At 75.5% G+C, this 16,707-nt stretch carries 11 protein-coding genes; 3 read left to right on the top strand and 8 right to left on the bottom strand.

The annotated features are described in order from the left end of the window. Nucleotides 1–29 precede the first annotated feature (29 nt). From ACIO3R_RS02010 to ACIO3R_RS01985, 6 genes are all read right to left on the bottom strand, one after another. On the bottom strand, nt 30–635 hold the full coding sequence (locus ACIO3R_RS02010) for a GAF domain-containing protein (protein ID WP_385031196.1): 606 nt from the start codon (nt 633–635) through the stop codon (nt 30–32). Then, nucleotides 619–1,494, bottom strand: a complete 876-nt coding sequence (locus ACIO3R_RS02005) for a S8 family serine peptidase (RefSeq protein WP_385031199.1) — start codon at nt 1,492–1,494, stop codon at nt 619–621. The genes ACIO3R_RS02010 and ACIO3R_RS02005 overlap by 17 nt, the downstream gene beginning before the upstream one ends. Before the next feature lie 3 nt (nt 1,495–1,497). Further along, nucleotides 1,498–4,695 (bottom strand): adenylate/guanylate cyclase domain-containing protein, encoded by a 3,198-nt coding sequence (locus ACIO3R_RS02000; protein ID WP_402102340.1) that lies wholly within the window; start codon nt 4,693–4,695, stop codon nt 1,498–1,500. 109 nt (nt 4,696–4,804) lie between these two features. Continuing rightward, entirely contained in the window at nt 4,805–5,005 is a 201-nt protein-coding gene (locus tag ACIO3R_RS01995; RefSeq protein WP_311305602.1) for an aroma-sacti cluster domain-containing protein, read from the bottom strand. Further along, nucleotides 5,002–5,721: an iron-containing redox enzyme family protein gene (locus ACIO3R_RS01990; RefSeq protein WP_402102940.1), complete on the bottom strand. Its 720-nt coding sequence runs from the start codon at nt 5,719–5,721 to the stop codon at nt 5,002–5,004. Before ACIO3R_RS01990 ends, ACIO3R_RS01995 begins: the two co-directional genes overlap by 4 nt. A 71-nt stretch (nt 5,722–5,792) precedes the next feature. Next, on the bottom strand, nt 5,793–6,899 hold the full coding sequence (locus ACIO3R_RS01985) for a radical SAM protein (RefSeq protein WP_385031206.1): 1,107 nt from the start codon (nt 6,897–6,899) through the stop codon (nt 5,793–5,795). A gap of 350 nt (nt 6,900–7,249) precedes the next feature. On the opposite strand from ACIO3R_RS01985, the gene ACIO3R_RS01980 reads away from it, so the two are divergent. The 3 genes from ACIO3R_RS01980 to lanKC all read left to right on the top strand — a co-directional run bounded on the left by ACIO3R_RS01980 (nt 7,250) and on the right by lanKC (nt 11,440). After that, nucleotides 7,250–7,408 carry a hypothetical protein gene (locus ACIO3R_RS01980; protein WP_311305604.1) on the top strand — a complete coding sequence of 53 codons (159 nt, stop codon included), beginning with the start codon at nt 7,250–7,252 and terminating at the stop codon, nt 7,406–7,408. Between the two features lie 162 nt (nt 7,409–7,570). Then, entirely contained in the window at nt 7,571–8,851 is a 1,281-nt protein-coding gene (locus ACIO3R_RS01975) for an MFS transporter (protein ID WP_402102335.1), read from the top strand. Nucleotides 8,852–8,875: 24 nt separating this feature from the next. After that, nucleotides 8,876–11,440: a class III lanthionine synthetase LanKC gene (gene lanKC, locus ACIO3R_RS01970; protein ID WP_402102332.1), complete on the top strand. Its 2,565-nt coding sequence runs from the start codon at nt 8,876–8,878 to the stop codon at nt 11,438–11,440. An 88-nt stretch (nt 11,441–11,528) separates the two neighbouring features. Here the strand turns inward: lanKC and ACIO3R_RS01965 are convergent, their stop codons facing one another. Then, nucleotides 11,529–13,448 carry a BTAD domain-containing putative transcriptional regulator gene (locus ACIO3R_RS01965; protein WP_385031218.1) on the bottom strand — a complete coding sequence of 640 codons (1,920 nt, stop codon included), beginning with the start codon at nt 13,446–13,448 and terminating at the stop codon, nt 11,529–11,531. 292 nt (nt 13,449–13,740) lie between these two features. Continuing rightward, nucleotides 13,741–16,659, bottom strand: coding sequence for a helix-turn-helix transcriptional regulator (locus ACIO3R_RS01960; protein WP_385031221.1), 2,919 nt, complete (start codon nt 16,657–16,659; stop codon nt 13,741–13,743). Between the last annotated feature and the right edge of the window lie 48 nt (nt 16,660–16,707).

Below are 16,707 nucleotides of genomic sequence, written 5' to 3'. Positions count from 1 at the left end.
TGCACCGGACGTGGCTCGCGGAGCCCGGTTCAGCAGGGCTCCCGGAGCAACTGCTCCAGGTTACCCAGCAGTCTCAGCGCGTCCGCCCGCTGCCGCGGCCCCAGCCGCTCGGCCCCCTCCCGCCGTTCGCGGTCGGCCGGTGCGAACGACACCACGCGCAGCGCCGCGGCCGCCTGCCGGGCGAACATCGCGAGCAGGTCCAGCTCCCGCATCTCGGTGCGGGCGCGCGGGGACGGATCGAGCACCTCCAGGACACCGAGCACCCGGCCGTCACTGATCAGCGGCGCCGCCATCAGCGCGCTGGGCACGAACTCGGTGGACTCGGCGAGCGACCGGTCGAAGGAGGGGGTGACGCTGAGGTCGTCCACCACCATCGGCTCCCCGGATGTCGCCACCCAGCCCGCGATCCCGCGCCCGGCCGGGAACCGGCGGCCCACCAGGAACTCCTCGCCCTGGCCGGAGACCGCCTGGAAGACCAGCTCGTCGGTCTCCTCGTCCAGCAGGAAGACGGAGCTGGCCGCCGCGCCGAAGATCGCACGGGCCACGTCGACGACGGACTGGAGGAGCTCGTGCCGGGGCGATCTCGCCGGCGGCACCGTTCCCGCGGCGGACGCTGGTTCAGTTCTCGGAGTCATCACAGGCCTCTCCTGCCGGGATGGAAAGCCGCGGGCCGAACCGCACGTTGGCCGCGGAGAGATAGAGGGCGTTCTTGAGCTGAAAGGCCGTCATCCTCGGATGCGCCGAGAGGAGACGCGCGCACAGCCCGCTGATGTACGGGGTCGCGAAGCTGTTCCCGGTGGTACGTATCGAGGTGCCGCCCAGCCAGGGAACCGTCACGTTCTGGCCGGGGGCGAAGAACTCCACCGGCGGATCGGGGTTGTAGAGGTGCATGTCCGGACTCTCTTCCTGGTGGCTGCCCACGGAGATCACCGACGCGAACCGCCACGGATAGCTCTCCACCGGCGAGTTGTGCGCGGAGGCGACGACGACCGTGCGGTTGAAGTAGGCGTGGTCGGCCAGCGCGTGGAGTTCCTCCGCGAACCGGGCGCGGGTGGTGGACAGCGACAGGTTCACCACGTCGAAGCCCTGCTCGACCGCCCACCGCAGCCCGGCGAGCAGGACGTCCCCGGTGCCGGAGAACCGCTCGCCCAGCACCCGGACGCTGTGCAGTTCGCACTCCGGTGCCGTCCGGCGGATGATGCCCGCGCACGCGGTGCCGTGACCGCAGGAGTCCCCGGTACTGGTCGCCCTGACCTCCGTCCCGCCGGTCTCCGGATCCTTGACGACCACCCAGGACCCGTCGACCGGGCCCACCCCCGGATGGTCGCGCTCGACCCCCGAGTCCACCACGCAGACCCGTACCCCCCGCCCGGTGCCCGGTACGGCCGCGTCGTCGCCCGGTCCGGGACCGGGGTCCGCGAGGACCGCCACGTCCTCGGGGCCGCGCCCGCGCAGACTCCACGTCAGCCCCGGTGTCGTGTCCGTGGTAGCCATCCGTCAGCTCATCTCCGTCGTGGCCGCCGCCGGTCCGGCGACGAGCCGGGCGGCCCACCGCTCACCCGGCAGATGTCCCTTCTCCGCGAACCGGTCCCGCGCCTCCCGCGCCGCCGCCGTCGCACCCGCACGATCGCCCAGCAGCGCCAGCGTCCGTGCCTGGTCCAGCGACGCGGTGGCCCGCACCAGCGGGGAGTCGGTCAGCAGGGAGTCCCGTACGGCCCGGTCCGCGTGCCGCAGCGCCGCGGCCGCGTCACCGGCCCCCGCGGCCAGCCGGGCCCGCAGCCCCGCCAGGTCCACCCGGTCCGCGTGCGGCAGCGACTCCGGCGCCCCGACCGCTTCGAGCCACGGACCGGCGCCCTTCGGCCGGCCCTCGTCGAGCAGCAGCCGGGCCGTCTCCAGCCCGATGGCCGGACGCATGGACCGGGCGCCCGAGTGCGCGGCCGCCCGGTCGGCCCGCACGAGCAGGTCCAGCGCCGGTCCGGTGTGCCCGAGCAGCGTCTCGACCGTCGCCCGGAACACCGGCAGGAAGACCTCCGCCTCCGCGTACCCCAGCTCCTGTGCGAGCCGTTCCGCCTCCGCCAGGCACTCCCCGGCCCGGTCCGCCCGGCCGTTGAGCGCGTAGAGCACGGCCAGCGGGCAGTTCAGCGTGGTCCGTACGGCCGGCCGCCCGGCGCCGTGCGCGGCGAGGAGGTCCCGGCAGCGGGCCACCGCGACCGGCACCGGCTCCGGGCCGCGCCACAGCGAGATCCCGATGGCTCCGAGCGCCGCCGCGCGCTCCGGCTCCGCCTCGGCCCGCACCGCGTGGTCCAGGGCCAGCGTCAGATCGCGGTCCGCCTCCTCGTGCCGCCCGGCCAGCTGCAACTGCTGGGCGAGCCGCAGCCGGGCCCGTGCCTGCCCGACGGAGTCCCCGGCGGACTCGAACAGCGGCAGCACCGAGCGGGCCGTGGCCGACACGTTCACCGCGGCCGGGTCGAGCACCGCCAGCGCGAGCCGGGCGTGCGCGGCCTCGACCGGGGCGGTCCCGATGGCCAGGACCTGCCGCAGCAGGCGCTCCCCGTCCTGCGGACGGCCGAGCGCCAGCCGCACCTCGCCGAGCCGGCGCAACGCGGGCGCCGCGGCCGGGTCGCCGTGCGGATGCAGATCCACGGCCCGTTCCAACAGGCCCTGCGCCCAGTGCAGATCGGAACGGGACAGGGCCTGCGCACCGGCCGCGGCGAGCGCGGCGGCGGCCCGGCCCCGCAGGGCGGCGGCCCGGTCGTCGGTGAGGCCGAGTTCGGCGCGGTACCGGTAGGCCCGTTCCAGATGCCCGCCCACCGCCGCCTCGCCGGCCGCCGTCACACTGGGCAGCTCCGACGCCCAGGCGTGCCGGTCGGCCTTGGACCGCTTGGACAGCGAGGCGTACGCGACCTCCTGGACCAGGCCGCTGCTGAACCGGTGCCGCCCCGCGCCCGGATCGCCGCCGGGCGTGGTCTCGACCAGCCGGCGGCGGCGCAGCCGGGCCAGCGCCCGCACCACCCGGCCGCGGTCGTCGTCCGGCGCGTCGTCCGGCGCGGCCGGGCCGGGCCGGGCCGGGTCCTCCGTCTCGCGCACCGCCCGCGTCAGCCGGACGAGTTCCGGCGCGGTGAAGTCCCGGCCGACGACGGCGGCCAGATCCAGGGTGCTGCGTTCGGTGCGCTCCAGCGCGCCGATCCGGGCGCCGAGCAGCGCCTGAAGGGTCGGCGGCACCGCCGCGCCCTCCTCGGCCTGGGCGCCGGACGGGCCGGGACCGGCCGGTACCAGGAGCTGTTCCAGGTAGAGCGGGTTCCCCTCGGCACGGTCGTACAGGTCTCCGTCGATCCGGGCGGTCCGCGTGCCGGGTCCGGTCAGCTCGCGGACCAGCAGGTCCGCCTCTGCGCGCGGCAGTCCGGCCAGCGGAAGGATCTGCGGGGGGCGGGCGGCAGGGTCCGCGGCGGACGAGGGCCCGTCGGGACGGCCCGGACACACGATGAGCACCCCCGCCAGGCCGAGCGGTCCCGCCAGCCGGTTCACCGTCCGCACCAGCAGCGGTTCGGCCCAGTGCCAGTCGTCCAGGACCAGCAGCGCCGGAGGGCGGCCCGCCGTCCGGGCCAGCACGGTGATCAGCGCGGCGCACATGTCCTCGAACGGGGCGTTGGGCGTGCCGTCGTGCAGCAGCCCGTCACGCAGCAGCGCCCGCGCGTCCGCCACCGAGGCCCCGGCCCGCCCGGACGCCGCGTCGAGGGCCTCGCGCGCCGCGGGGGCCTCCAGTACGTCCCGGACCGCGTCGGCCAGGGGCGTCAGGGTGCCGTGGTCGCCGTAGCTGCGGCAGCGCCCGGTGCCGACGACCGGCCCGCCCGGCCCGGCGAGCCCGGCCAGCCACTCGCGCGCCAGCCGGGTCTTGCCGACCCCGGCGTCGCCGACCAGGCGCACCAGCCCCGGACCCGCCCCGCGCACCGTCCGGTCCAGCGCCTCGTCCAGCACCGCCTTCTCCGCGGCGCGGCCGATGAACGGCACGTCGAAACGGCGCAGCAGCTCCGGGTCGTCGGCGCCGAGCGCGATCAGCCGGTAGGCGTGCACGCTGTCGCTCTTGCCCTTCAGCCGCAGCGGGCCGGTCCCCTCCACGACGACGGTCGGCCCGGCGGCCTCCACCGTCTGCGGGCCGATCAGGATCTCGCCGGGCGCCGCGTTCTGTTCCAGCCGGGCCGCCACGTTCACCGTCTCGCCCGAGACCAGCGCCTGCCGGGTGCTGGCATCGGAACTCGCCACCACCTGACCGGTGTTGACGCCGATCCGGATACTGAGCCGGATGCCCAGGGAGGCCTGGAGCTCGGTGTTCAGGTCCGCCAGCGCCTCGCGCATGCCGAGCGCCGCCGAGAGCGCCCGCCGGGCGTCGTCCTCCCGCATCACCGGCACCCCGAACACCGCCATCACGGCATCACCGATGAACTTCTCCGGGGTGCCGCCGCGGGCCTCGATCTGCTCGCTCATCGCCGCGAAATAGCGCAGCGTCACGGTGCGCAGGGTCTCCGGGTCCAGCACGCCGGACAGCGCCGTGGAGCCCACCAGATCGCAGAAGACCGCGGTGACCAGCTTGCGTTCGTCCTCCGGCGCCGCCGCGACGGGCGCCGGGCAGGGGGTGCCGCAGGCCGGGCAGAACCGTGCGGCGGTGGGCAGTTCGTGCCGGCACGAGATGCAGTTCATCAGCGCTTCCTCTCTGCTTGGTCCGGCCGGAGCGGTGGGCCGGGTCACGGGGGGAGCCGGCCCGCCGCGCGGCGAGGTCGCCACGGGCGGGCCTTCACGGACACGGCCCTCAGAACAGGGCGCCGCCCGCGATCTCGCCGTGTGCCTGCACCTCGGGTCCGACGTCGTCCAGCCGGCTCTTGATGTCGAGCAGCAGCGTCAGTTCCTCGGGTGCGAGACCGGTCAGGACCTGCCGCTGTTCCTCGGTGAGCAGATCGACGGCGAACCCGGCGCCGTACAGCACGGCGAGCCGGTCCGGTGGTTCGTTCATACCTGGCCTCCTGTCGGGACGGACCGCCCCGCTCCCCGCACCGGCGGCGCCGGTCCGGTGCGCCCGAGCCGGACGAACAACTGGGTGAGCGCGTCCGTGGTGTGCAGGGCGCTGACGGCGACGGCCGCCTCGTGGCCCCGCGAGAGCGGCAACCGGTCGAGCAGTGCGTACAGTTCGCCGGCGTGGCCGTCGTCGAGCCGCGCGTGTTCGTGCACGGTGCGGAAGGCCGGGGCGGGCAGCCCGGTCAGCCGGGCCAGCCGGGGGGCCAGTCCGGAGGCCGGGGCGTGCCCCTCCAGGACGGCGATGTAGCCGAGCAGCGCCACCGGGTGGTGGTGCTCGATCCAGTAGTACTGGGCGCCCGCCAGGGAGGCGACCAGCGGCGGCGGCACCGGGTCCAGCGCGGCCCGCGGGCCGCTGCCCGCCGCGGTCAGGTCGTCGAGCAGCCAGGAGTCGTGTTCCGCCTCCTCCCGGATGTGGTCGTGCAGGTACGCGGCCAGCGGCGCGCCCAGCGGATCGCCGTGCCGCGCCCTCGACGCGGCCCGTTCCGCGGCCCGTTCCATCAGCGGTACGGAGGCACGGATGACCGTGTGCATCGCGCACAGGTACGCCCGGTAGCGGGGCAGCAGCCCCTCGGCCCGCCACAGCACGTCCGTCGAGGCGCGCAACGCCGGCTCGGCGAGGGCGAGTTTGGCCCGCAGCCGCTCGGAGGCCGGCAGCCCGCGCTCCCGCCGTCCGGCGTCGGGCAGTGCCGAGCCCCCGGCCGGGCCCGGGGTCTGTCCGGCGGCGGTCACGGTCCGGTGCCTTCCGGCGCCGGACGCGGGCCGCGCGCCGGGCCCGGCGTCGCCACCAGGTCCGCGTAGGGGGCGCATCCGTGGCGTCGTACCAGGGCCACCGGCCCGTCGTCGTGCTGGCGACGGGCCGAGGTCAGGTCGAGCAGCGCGCCGGCGGCGCCGCCCGCCACCGCGTCGGCCGCCGCCACCACCTCCGGCCGGTCGCTCAGCTCGCGGCAGTCCCCGCAGTAGGAGCCGGCCGGTGTCGCCGGCGACCAGCGCGCCCGCAGGTGGGCCGGGCCCACCGTGCGCACGAGCCGCAGCAGCGGTGAGCGGAGCGTACCCGCGCGCACGGCGGCCCAGCCGTCCTCGGCGACATGGCCGAGCCGCAGATGGGGCGGGGCCGGGCGGCGGTCCACGGTGTCCTGGTTGCAGCAGGCCAGGACCGTGCCGTCGAAGGCGACCACCGGCCAGGCGGCCATGGCGCACGGCAGCGCGCCCGCGCCGTCCGGCGCGGTACGGGCGGGGCGGGCCCAGGCCGCGGCCCGGCCGAACGGCCGCACCTCGTTGACCAGGGCCGGCACCGTGCCGCCGAACGTCCGGTGGATGTCCGCGGTGACATCCGCGAGATAGGCGTCGTCGGGCCCGGTCCCGGTGAGGTGGAAGCTGACCGCGACCCCCAGCTCGCGGATCTCCCGCACGGCCCTGAACACCCCGGCCCGCGGCACCTCCCGCTCGTGCGGCAGGTCGAGGCTGGCGGAGAAGTGGTCGAGCGTGCGCACCGCCCGCCGTATCGCGGGCGGAAGCGTGCCGGAGCGGGCGAAGAACATGCCGCTGAGCAGCGCGGTGCGGGTGCCGGACTCCCGCGCGGAGCGGGCGAGCGAGGCCACCAGGCGCGGTCGCAGCAGGGGTTCGCCACCGGTCAGCATCATCACCTCCGGCCGGTCGTCCGCGGTGAACGAGGAGACGAACCGCTGGAGGCCGTCCGCCCCGGGCTCCTCCCGCACCTCCGGCGCGGAGCCGGTGGAACAGTGGGCGCAGCGCAGCGGACAGCGCCGGGTCAGAGTGATCAGCACTCCGGCGGCCGGAACCGGCCGCAGTCCGATGAGTTCGGCGAGCTCCATTCGGCCGTCTCCTCCGGGCGTAGTGGGGTGCGGCGCGCGGCCGCGATGCGCGAACACAGCGTCCGTCCGCACGGTTCGGCACCGGTCCGCGACCGGTTCGCCACCGGTATGGCCGCAGGCCGGACGGTCCGCGGCGGGCCGCCCGCGGGCCCGGCGGACGCTCCGGCGGGCGTGTCACCCCCCGCTGAACTGCCCCGATACCGGGGCCATACCGGCGCCGAGCCGTTTGCCAGGCCCGGCCTCCTAACTTTCTGGTCAGCGGAAGGCACCCGCCGGCCGCAACCGGAAGGAACGGGCTCAGCCCGGACCGGCCGGAGATGACCCAGACAGACGAGTGGACGGAGACCACCATGTCCGAGAACACGAAGCCCGCCGCCGACGACAACAACGAGACCCCCGAGGTCGAGGCGCACTCCGTGCTGGACCTCCAGGAGACCGCCGGTGTGCACGAGCGCTCGCTGGACGGCAACTGCGTCAGCACCGTGAGCCTCGTCCTGTCGGAGCAGTAAGGACTGACGACCGGGCCGCGGCGCCACCTCCGGGAAGTACCCCTTCCCCGTGGCGCCCGGCCGGCCGAAACGGGGCGGCTCCGTGACCACGGGGACCGCCCCGCCTCGATTTCCCGGGCCGCTGTCCGGGCCCTGTCCCCGCTCACCGACCGGGAGCCGACGATGGCCACCGCCCTTCGAACCAACCGGGACTTCCGACTGCTCTGGATGAGCGGCCTGTTCGCCGTCCTCGGTACCCAGATGACCGCACTGGCACTGCCGCTGCTCGTGCTGCGCGAGACCGGATCGGCCGTTCAGGCCGGAGCGATCGGCACGGTGTCCGTCGCCGCGGTCCTGATCACCATGCTGCCCGGCGGGGTGATGGCCGACCGGGTGGAGCGCCGCAGGCTGATGCGCCTGTGCGACGTGGGCAGCTTCTGCGTGGTCAGCGCCCTGGTCGTGGCCGTGTGGACCGGCCATGTCCCGCTGATCCTGGTGCTGCTCGTCGCGGGCGCGGGCGCCGTCATCGGCAGCTTCTACGGGCCCGCCGTGTTCGGGCTGATGCGCAGCGTCGTACCCGCCGACGAGATGGGGACCGCGACCGCCCGTCTCCAGGCCCGCACGGCCACCGCACGGCTGGTGGGGCCGCTCATCGGGGGCGGGCTGTTCAGCCTGCACCCCGTCCTGCCGTTCCTCGCCGAGGCCGTCGGGCTGCTGCTGTCCACGCTCTGCGTGGCCCTGGTACGGACCCGCTCCAGGGCGGAGTCCAGGGCCGGTTCCGTGTTCAGCCGGGCCGAGCTGACCGCCGGGGTGACCTTCCTGTGGAAGCTGCCCTACCTGCGGACCGTGCTCCTCGTCTTCGGGCTCGGCATGAACTTCGCCTTCGGCGCCATGACCTTCACCGCGCTGACCGTCTTCTCCAGCGGCGGGAGGTCCGGTCTCGGCGGCGGCACCGTCGTCTCCTTCATCTCGGTCGGGGCCCTCGCCGGCGCGCTCCTCGCCCCCCGGCTCCGCCCCGAACGCCGGACCTGGGCGCTCACCGCCGCCACCTGCTGGTTCTGCGTGGGCACCGCCCTCGCGCTGGCCTGGATCAGGGTCCCGCTGTTCGCCGGGCTGCTCTGCGCCGCCTGCATGTGCCTGTCCACGGTCGCCAGCATCGGCTTCCTGTCCACCCTGCTGACCGTCACCCCGGGCGACCGGGTCGGCCGGGTGCAGAGCGCCGCCGGGTTCCTCTCCTCACTGGTCCAGCCGTTCGGGCCGCTGGCCGGGGGCGCGCTCCTGACCGCCTTCGGCAGCCGCACCGCCTTCGGGTCGATCGCCGCGGTCCTCGCCGTGTCCGCCGCCGTCGTCACGTTCGCCCCGTCCGCCCGGCCCGCCCCGCCACCGGACGAGACCGCCGAGGACGAGACCGCCGAGGACGGGCCCCTCGCGGACCGTACCGGGGCCGGCAGCCCCCGCCCCTGATCACGAGCCCCCAGGAGGTATGCCGTGCCCGGCATCCAGGAGACCCAGCTGTACTGCATCGCCGACCGCCGCTACTACGAGACCCCGGCCCGGCTGCCCGACGAGGACACCCGCTACCCGCTCGACCGCGCGGAACCGCCCGAGGGCTGGCGGCGCGGCCGGGGCGGGCTGTGGACCGCGCTCCACCCCGACTCCGCCGAACTCCCCGAACAGGGCTGGAAGATCCACATCTCCACCGTGGCGGCGGACGCCGAACGCACCCTCGCCGACACCGCCCGGATCTGCCTGGAGCAGGGGGTGCCGTTCAAGTTCCTGCGCAGCGAGCGCGCCCTGCGGCTGATGTCGGCCAAGTACATGAACCGGTCCGGCGCGGGGAAGTTCCTCACCCTCTACCCCGCCGACGAGCCCGCGTTCCTGCGGCTGCTCGACGCCCTGACGCGGGCCCTGGACGGGCGTTGCGGACCGTACATCCTGAGCGATCTGCGGATCGGGAACTCTCCCGTCCACGTCCGCTACGGCGCGTTCGTCGAGCTCTGGTGCCAGGACACCGACGGGACCAGGGTCCGCGCGATGCGCCACCCCTCCGGGGAACTCGTCCCCGACACCAGGGGCGTGGTCTTCCGGATACCGGACTGGGTGACCGTCCCCGAACAACTGCGCCCCCACCTCGCCGCCCGTGCCGCCGCCCGCGACGACGGCTTCCCCTACGTCGTCACCAAGGCGCTCCAGTTCTCCAACGCGGGCGGCATCTACCTCGCCGAGCACCGCACCACCGGGCAGCGGGTGGTGCTGCGCGAGGCCCGGCCGCACTGCGGTCTCGACCCCGCCGGGCACGACGCCGTCACCCGGCTGCACCGGGAGCACCGGGCCCTGACCCGGCTCGCCGGACTCGACTGCGTGCCCGAGGTGTACGGCGTCCGCACGGTCTGGGAACACCACTTCCTGATCGAGGAGTACATCGAGGGCACCACCCTGTTCGACGAGATCGTCGACCGCTTCGTGCTGGTGCGCGGTGAGCGCACACCCGCCGAACTCGACGCCTACTCCCGCTGGGCCGAGGCCGTCACGGCCGGGCTCGGCAGCGCCCTCGACCGGATCCACGCCCGCGGACTGCGGTTCGCGGACGTGCACCCCGCCAACGTCATCCTGCGCCCCGACGGCGGGGTGGTCCTGATCGACTTCGAGTACGCCACGGACCTCGACGACGAGGACACCCCGCTGGCGGGCGCCCCCGGCCTCCAGGCTCCGCTCGGCACCGGGGGTGCGGAGGCGGACGACTACGCGCTCTGGGCGATCTGGCTGCACATCCTGATGCCGCTGATGGAGGTGTCCGAGCACGACCGGGGCAAGGTGCTCAGCATCGAGCGCTGGGCCCGCGCCCGCTACCGGCTGGGCCCCGACGCGGGACCGCCCCGCCCGGCCGCCCTCTCCCGGGGGCTCCCGGCGGACAGCGGTGAACCGACGGTGGACCTGCTGCTGCGGGGCCCGGAGCCCGACTGGTCCGGCATCCGGGAACGGCTCCTGGCCGGCATCCACGCCGACGCCACCCCGGACCGCGCCGACCGGCTCTTCCCCGGCGACCTGGCCGGCTTCGCCACCGGCGGCATCTGCGCCGCGCACGGCGCCGCCGGGGTGCTGTACGCCCTGCACCGCGTCGGCGCCCCGGTCCCCGCCGAGTACGTCGACTGGCTGGCCCGGACCGCCCTGCGCCGCGACCCGGACGCCCCCGGCGGGCTGTTCGACGGACTGCCCGGCGTCGCGCTGGTGCTGGCCCGGCTCGGCCGCCGCGAGGAGGGCCGCGAACTGCTCGACCGGGCACTGGGCGCGGCCGCCCCCGCCTCGGCCGACCTGCTCACGGGCACCGCGGGAACGGCGCTGGCGGCCCTCCGGCTCGCCACGGACGGTGCCGGACCGCCCGACCGGGAACTGCTCGACCGGGCCCTGCGCACCGCCTGGGAACTCGACGCGCTGGTCCGGGGCGAGGCCACCGGCGGCCCGCCCGCCCCGCCCTCCGCGGGACTGCTGCGCGGCTTCACCGGGGCCGCGCTGCTCCAGCTCGAACTGCACGCGCTCACCGGTGAGGAGTGGCTGCTCGACGCCGCCGGGGCGACGCTCGCCCGCGAGGCCGGGCACTGCGTGACCATGCCGGGCGGCAGCGTGCAGGTCAAGGACGGCCAACGCCACTTCCTCTACCTGGACCAGGGCAGCGGCGGCGTCGCCCTGGTGGCCCAGCGCTACCTGGCCCACCGGGAGGCCCCCGCGCTCGCCGCGCTGCTGCCAGGCGTCCGGCAGGGCTGCCTCCTGGAGTTCATCCGCGAACCGGGGCTCTTCACCGGCCGCTCCGGACTCGTGGCCACCGCCCACCAGTTGTCCGGCGGCCGGCCGGACGCCGAGGTGCTGGACTCCGTGCGCAACCTCTCCTGGCACCTGGTCGCCGAACAGGACCGGCTGCTGGTGCCCGGGGCGCGGCTGCGCCGCTTCTCCGCCGATCTCGCCACCGGGGCGGCGGGCGTGCTGCTCGCCCTGCACACGCTGTCGGCCACGCCGGAAGAACGGCCGGACCTGCTGGACGTACTCACCCTGGGGTGACCCAGAGCCCGTGGGCGCGGCGACACCACATGGATACGGCACTTCCGGACCCCGGAAGTGCCGTATCCATGTGTGCGGGGCGCGGCGGCTACGCGCTCGTCGCGCCGATCACCGTGGCCACGCCCGCCGGCACCGCCGTGCGGTGCGCCGCCGCCCCCTCGACGGCCGCCGCTGCCGGGACGGGCCTCAGCTCGCGGGCGAACAGGCCCACCAGGCGGGGCAGTTCGTACAGCACGGAGTGCGCGGTGACCTCGCCGCTGGGGGAGGTCACCGCCCCCGCGTCGATCAGCGCCTCCACCGTCCGCAGCGCCTGCCGTTCGTCGCAGCCGAGCGCCGCCGTCGCCTCCGGCAGGGTGAACAGCCCCTCGCGGACCGAGGCGGCCAGCCGGGTCAGCGCCAGCCCGCTCCCCGCGGAGAGGTCCTGCCAGCCCGACATCAGCCGGGCGCGCACCGAGATGTCACCGGCCACCAGTTCGTCCAGCGCCCCGGCCGGATCGGCCAGCCGCTCCGCGTACTCGGCCAGCGGCAGATGGCGCAGCACCGCCAGCCGCATCCCGCTCACCCGTACCGCCAGCGGAAGGAGTCCGCAGGCGTCGGCGATCCGCAGGGCGGCGGCCCGGTCCAGACCCACCCGCCCCGCGCCGATCAGCCGCCCCAGCAGCTCCAGCGCCTCGGCCGGGGCCAGCGGCGGCAGCGCGATCCGGTGCACGGGCGACAGCCCGGCCAGCTGTTTCCGCGCGGTCAGTACGAAGGAACTGCCGCCGGTGCCCGGCAGCAGGGCCCGCACCGCGGCCTCGTCCGGTACGTCGTCGAGCACGACCAGCGAGCGGTGCCCGGCCAGCCAGTGCCGCCAGTGCTCCGCGTCCGCCATCGGCTCCGCCCCGTGCGGGCCGCCGGTCAGCCGGGCCAGCTCGCCGAGGACCGCCGGGGCGGGGCGCACCACCCCCTGTTCGTCGCGGACCCGGATGTGGATCCGGCCGTCCGGGTACCGGTCCGCCAGCAGGTGCGCCGCCTGTACCGCCAGGGCCGTCTTCCCCGTTCCGGCGGCCCCGGTGACCGCCACCACCCGGCCGTTCGCCCCGCCCAGCACATCGAGCAGCTCCCGCAGTTGTTCGCCGCGGCCGGTGAAGTCGGGGACGGCCGCGGGCAGTACCGCCCGCAGGGCGGGTGCCCGGGGCGCGGCCGCCGCCGCGCGGGGGCGTTCCGCGCCGTCCCTGCCGGTCAGCATCGCGCGCTGCCGGGCGACGATGGCGGCTCCGGGCTCCAGCCCCAACTCCCGTGCCAGTAGCTGACGGTAGTCGTCGTAGACGGCCAGCGCCTCGGCCCTGCGGCCGGTCCGGTGCAGCGCGTCCATCCACGCGGCCAGGACGCGCTCGCGCAGCGGATGCCGTTCGGCCAGGTCCCGCAGCCCGTCCACCACCGCGGACGCCCGGCCCAGCGAGATCTCCGTCTCGGCCCAGTCCTCGTGGACGGTCAGACACCGGGCCTCCAGCCGCTCCGCCTCCGCGGCCACCTCGGGCGAGTCGCGCAGATCGTGCAGCGGCGGCCCCTGGCGCAGGTCCAGGGCCCTGCGCAGCAGACCGGCGGCGGCGCGCGGGTCACCGTCGTCGGCGGCCCGCCGGCCCGCCGCGGCCAGCGACCGGAAGCGCAGGGTGTCCAGCTCGGCCGGGCCGATCCGCAGCAGGTAGCCGCCGCAGGAGTGCACCAGCCGTTCCCGGCCGCCGTCCGGCCCGTCGGGACACCAGGTGCCGAGCAGTGTCCGGGCCGAACTGACGTACACCTGGAGGTTCTTGCGCGCCGTCCTGGGCGGCGCGTCCGGCCACACCGCGTCGGTGAGGACGTCCACCGGCACCGGTGTGTTGGGGCGGCTGAGCAGCATGGCCAGGACCAGCCGCTGTTTGCGCGGCCCGAGTGACAGCGGCCGCCCGTCGGCCCATCCGGAGAGCGGGCCGAGCAGCGAGAGGCTCAGCACACCGGGTGCGGGCGTGCGAGTGGGGGGTCGGGTCATGGACGAGCCTCCGAAGCACCGGGGGACGGGGGTGGCGGTCTGCCGGTCGCACCCTTGGATCGTCCGCCGGGGACGGCGCCCCCGCATCGGTGCCGGGCCCGCATGTTCCGTGCCGGGACCCGGCCAAATCCGCCCCGCACCCCCATGTTGGGCACCCCGGCCCCGTACCCCGCCCGCGCGGGCCCCCACCTGCACGTGTCCATGCGCCCGGAAGCGCGCCCGGAAGCGTTTCGGGAAGCGCGGCGGGCGGCCGTGGGGGAGCCGATGGGGCGGCGGGAAGGGCCGACGCGTGTCAGTCGGGCTCCACCGCGTACTCGGCGGCGAAGTCGCAGAGCGCGGAGCGGTCCTGACGGCCCGTCTTGCTGAGCAGGCTCGCCATGTGCTTCTCGACGGTACGAGGCGAGATGGAGAGCCGCCGGGCGATCTGCTGGTTGCCGGGCCGCTCCGCCAGCAGGACGAACACCTCGTACTCGCGCGGCGTCACGCCGCTCGTCCGCAGCGGGGCCGGGATGCGGTCCCAGCCGCCCCGGTGCTGTCCGACACTGGCGCCCGCCTGCCGCAGCGCCGCCCGGCAGGCGGCGGCGACCGGCTGGATACCCGCCCCGTAGAAGTACTCCTCCGACGCCCGCAGCCAGCTCACCGGCTCGCCCCAGCCCTCGGCGAGCGCCGCGCCGGCGGTCAGCCGCAGTCCCAGGTGGCGGGCGAGCGGGAAGGCGGCGGCGTCGGCGAACGCGGAGCCGACCGACCGGGCGGCCGCCGCCGAATCGCCCTCCCGGCCATGCAGGACGCCCTCGGCGAGCCGCAGGAACAACTGGTTCCAGGCCAGGTCGGCGCCGGGGCTCTCCAGCGCGGCGGAGAGCTCCGCCCTGCCGTCCTGCCCGTCGAGGACCCGCAGCAGCGGGCGCAGCCCGTAGCGGCCGCTCAGATAGAAGAAGCTGGGGTGTTCGCGTTCCCAGGCCAGCGAGTCGTCCAGGTCGGCCAGCGCGCGCCCGCGGTCCTCCTCCAGCAGTGCCGCGAAGGCGCGGCACAGGCCCAGTTGCAGCGGTACGAGCAAGGACTCCTCGCCGCCCGCCCGGCGGAACCGGACCAGGGCCCGGTCCAGCTCCCGTCTTCGGCCCCGGTGCGCCGCGAGGGCCGCCGAGGCCAGCAGCAGATACCGGTGGGCGCCCAGGTTGCGGACCCGTGCGCTGGCGGCCACCGACCGCTCGATGATCTCGTGCGCCCCGTCCCAGGCGCCGCGCATCACCGCGTTCATGGCGAGCAGCCCGTCCACGGTCTGCGTCGGCACCAGCGCGCCGAGCGAGAGCGCGGCGGTCCTGGCCGTCTCCAGCCGGGCGGGGTCACCGGTCCGCATGAACGTATTGGCGCCGAGCCGCACCAGCGCTTCCACCCGCCACACCGGCAGCGCGTGCTGTTCGGACACGGCGAGCATCCGCTCCAGACAGGCGTCGGCCTCGTCGAAGCCGCGCTCCCGCGACAGCAGGGCCAGTAACTGCCAGGCCTGGCAGGCGACCACGGGGAGGTGGTGCTCCTCCGCGACGGCGGCGGCCCGTCGTGCCGCGTCCTGCGCGGACCGCTGCTGTACGCGCGGTACCTGGCCGGGCAGCAGGGCCAGATGGCCCTCCACCACGTCGAGCGCGGCCTCCTGTCCGGGACGGACGGCCGTACCGAGCAGGCTCCGCGCGGTCCGGATCTGGTCGGCCGCCTCGTCCGCGCGCTCCGCCATCACGGCGGCCCAGGCGATCCGGACATGGGTCTCGCCACGCTGTTCCGCGGCCTCCGACCGGGGCGGCACCGGGGGCAGTTCCGCCGCCAGTGCCAGGGCCGTGTCGAGTTCGCCGGCCTCGGCCCGAGCGACGGCGAGCGCCTCGGTGACGCCCCGCAGATCGCCCGCGTGGGCCAGCGAGCGGGCCCGTTCCAGCAGGATGACGGCCGAGCCGGACGCCCCCGCGGTGAGCATCCGCCGGCCGACCGCGGCGAACTGCCGGGCGGCGCCGTGCCGGTCGCCCCCGGCCAGTTGCAGGGTCGCCATCAACTGGAGCTGTTCGTCGCCCAGTTCGTCGGTCACCGCGGCCAGCGAGGCAGCCGCCCGGCGGGCGGTCGCGGCCCGTTCCGCCGGGGCCAGCGAGGCCACCAGCGCCTCGGCGGTCAGCGCGTGCCGGAAGGTGTACCGGTCGGGGTTGGCGCCGTCGGGGGCGATGATGCTCGCCTCGACGGCGGAGCGCAGATGGCTGAAGAGCGTGCGGTCGTCGAACCCGGTGACGGTCTGCAGCACGGTGACCGAGAACTGACTGCCCAGCGTGGCCGCGCACAGGAGTAACTCACGTACCGGTTCGTCGAACCGGTCCAGCCGCCGTGACCAGCTGCGCACCACTCCGGTGGGCACCGCCGCGTCCGGATTCCCGTACGCCTGCCACCGGTCGCCGGTGCGCCGCAGCTGACCGGAGTCGAGCAGGTCGGCGAGCAGGATCTCGATCAGGTACGGATTGCCGCCCGCCCGGTCGACCAGCCGCTCGTGGGTGGCCTGCGGAACCTCGTCCGGCGTGGCCTCCAGACACGACGCGGTCATCCCGCGCACCTCGGCGGCGCTGAGCGGTGCCAGCTCCCGCACGGTGGCGACCTGCCTGCGCTCAGCGGAGCGGACCAGATCCAGCGCGACGCCGGGTTCCGGCCGCAGCGTGCCCAGCAGCAGCACCGGTACGTCCGCCACGTTGTCGATGACGTACTCCACCACCGCCATCGTCTCGGTGTCGGAGTCGTGCAGGTCCTCCAGCAGGATCACGCAGCCGTGCTCCTGCCCGAGCACCGACAGCAGCCGCAGCAGCGCCTCCGCCAGTTCGACGACCGTCTCCGGGTAGCCGGGGGAGGAGCCCTGACGCCACTCCGGCACCAGCCGGGCCAGCGCCGGGCGGTACGGGTCCAGCTCCGGGTCCGTGGGTGTGCCGGCCGCCCGGAACCGTGAGGACAGCGCCTCGACCAGTGGCCGGAACGGTACGACGAGGCCGGTCGAGGTGGCCCTGCCGCGCAGCACCGGCATGTCCCGCTCGTACGCGCGGTACGCGCACTCCCCGGCCAGCCGGGACTTGCCGATGCCGGCGTCCCCGACGAAGAAGATCGCACGCCCCGAACTCCGCGAAGCGGTGTCCAGGGCGCTGCTCAGCAGACCGGTCTCGGCGGCTCGCCCGATCATCACCGACGAAGTGGCACGCATGGGCGCAGGTTACTTGAGCGGAACCCCGCCGGGTAGTGCGCCAAATCG

It is taken from the genome of Streptomyces sp. NPDC087428, from assembly GCF_044744085.1.
GTDB lineage: Bacteria > Actinomycetota > Actinomycetes > Streptomycetales > Streptomycetaceae > Streptomyces.
This window is presented reverse-complemented; position numbering and strand designations above follow the sequence as displayed.

Coding starts and splice junctions, on each gene's coding strand:
- ACIO3R_RS02005 (WP_385031199.1), bottom strand. CDS start 1,494: ATGGCTACCACGGACACGACACCGGGGCTGACGTGGAGTCTGCGCGGG.
- ACIO3R_RS01960 (WP_385031221.1), bottom strand. CDS start 16,659: ATGCGTGCCACTTCGTCGGTGATGATCGGGCGAGCCGCCGAGACCGGT.
- ACIO3R_RS01965 (WP_385031218.1), bottom strand. CDS start 13,448: ATGACCCGACCCCCCACTCGCACGCCCGCACCCGGTGTGCTGAGCCTC.
- ACIO3R_RS01985 (WP_385031206.1), bottom strand. CDS start 6,899: ATGGAGCTCGCCGAACTCATCGGACTGCGGCCGGTTCCGGCCGCCGGA.
- ACIO3R_RS01995 (WP_311305602.1), bottom strand. CDS start 5,005: ATGAACGAACCACCGGACCGGCTCGCCGTGCTGTACGGCGCCGGGTTC.
- ACIO3R_RS02000 (WP_402102340.1), bottom strand. CDS start 4,695: ATGAACTGCATCTCGTGCCGGCACGAACTGCCCACCGCCGCACGGTTC.
- ACIO3R_RS01975 (WP_402102335.1), top strand. CDS start 7,571: ATGGCCACCGCCCTTCGAACCAACCGGGACTTCCGACTGCTCTGGATG.
- ACIO3R_RS01980 (WP_311305604.1), top strand. CDS start 7,250: ATGTCCGAGAACACGAAGCCCGCCGCCGACGACAACAACGAGACCCCC.
- ACIO3R_RS02010 (WP_385031196.1), bottom strand. CDS start 635: ATGACTCCGAGAACTGAACCAGCGTCCGCCGCGGGAACGGTGCCGCCG.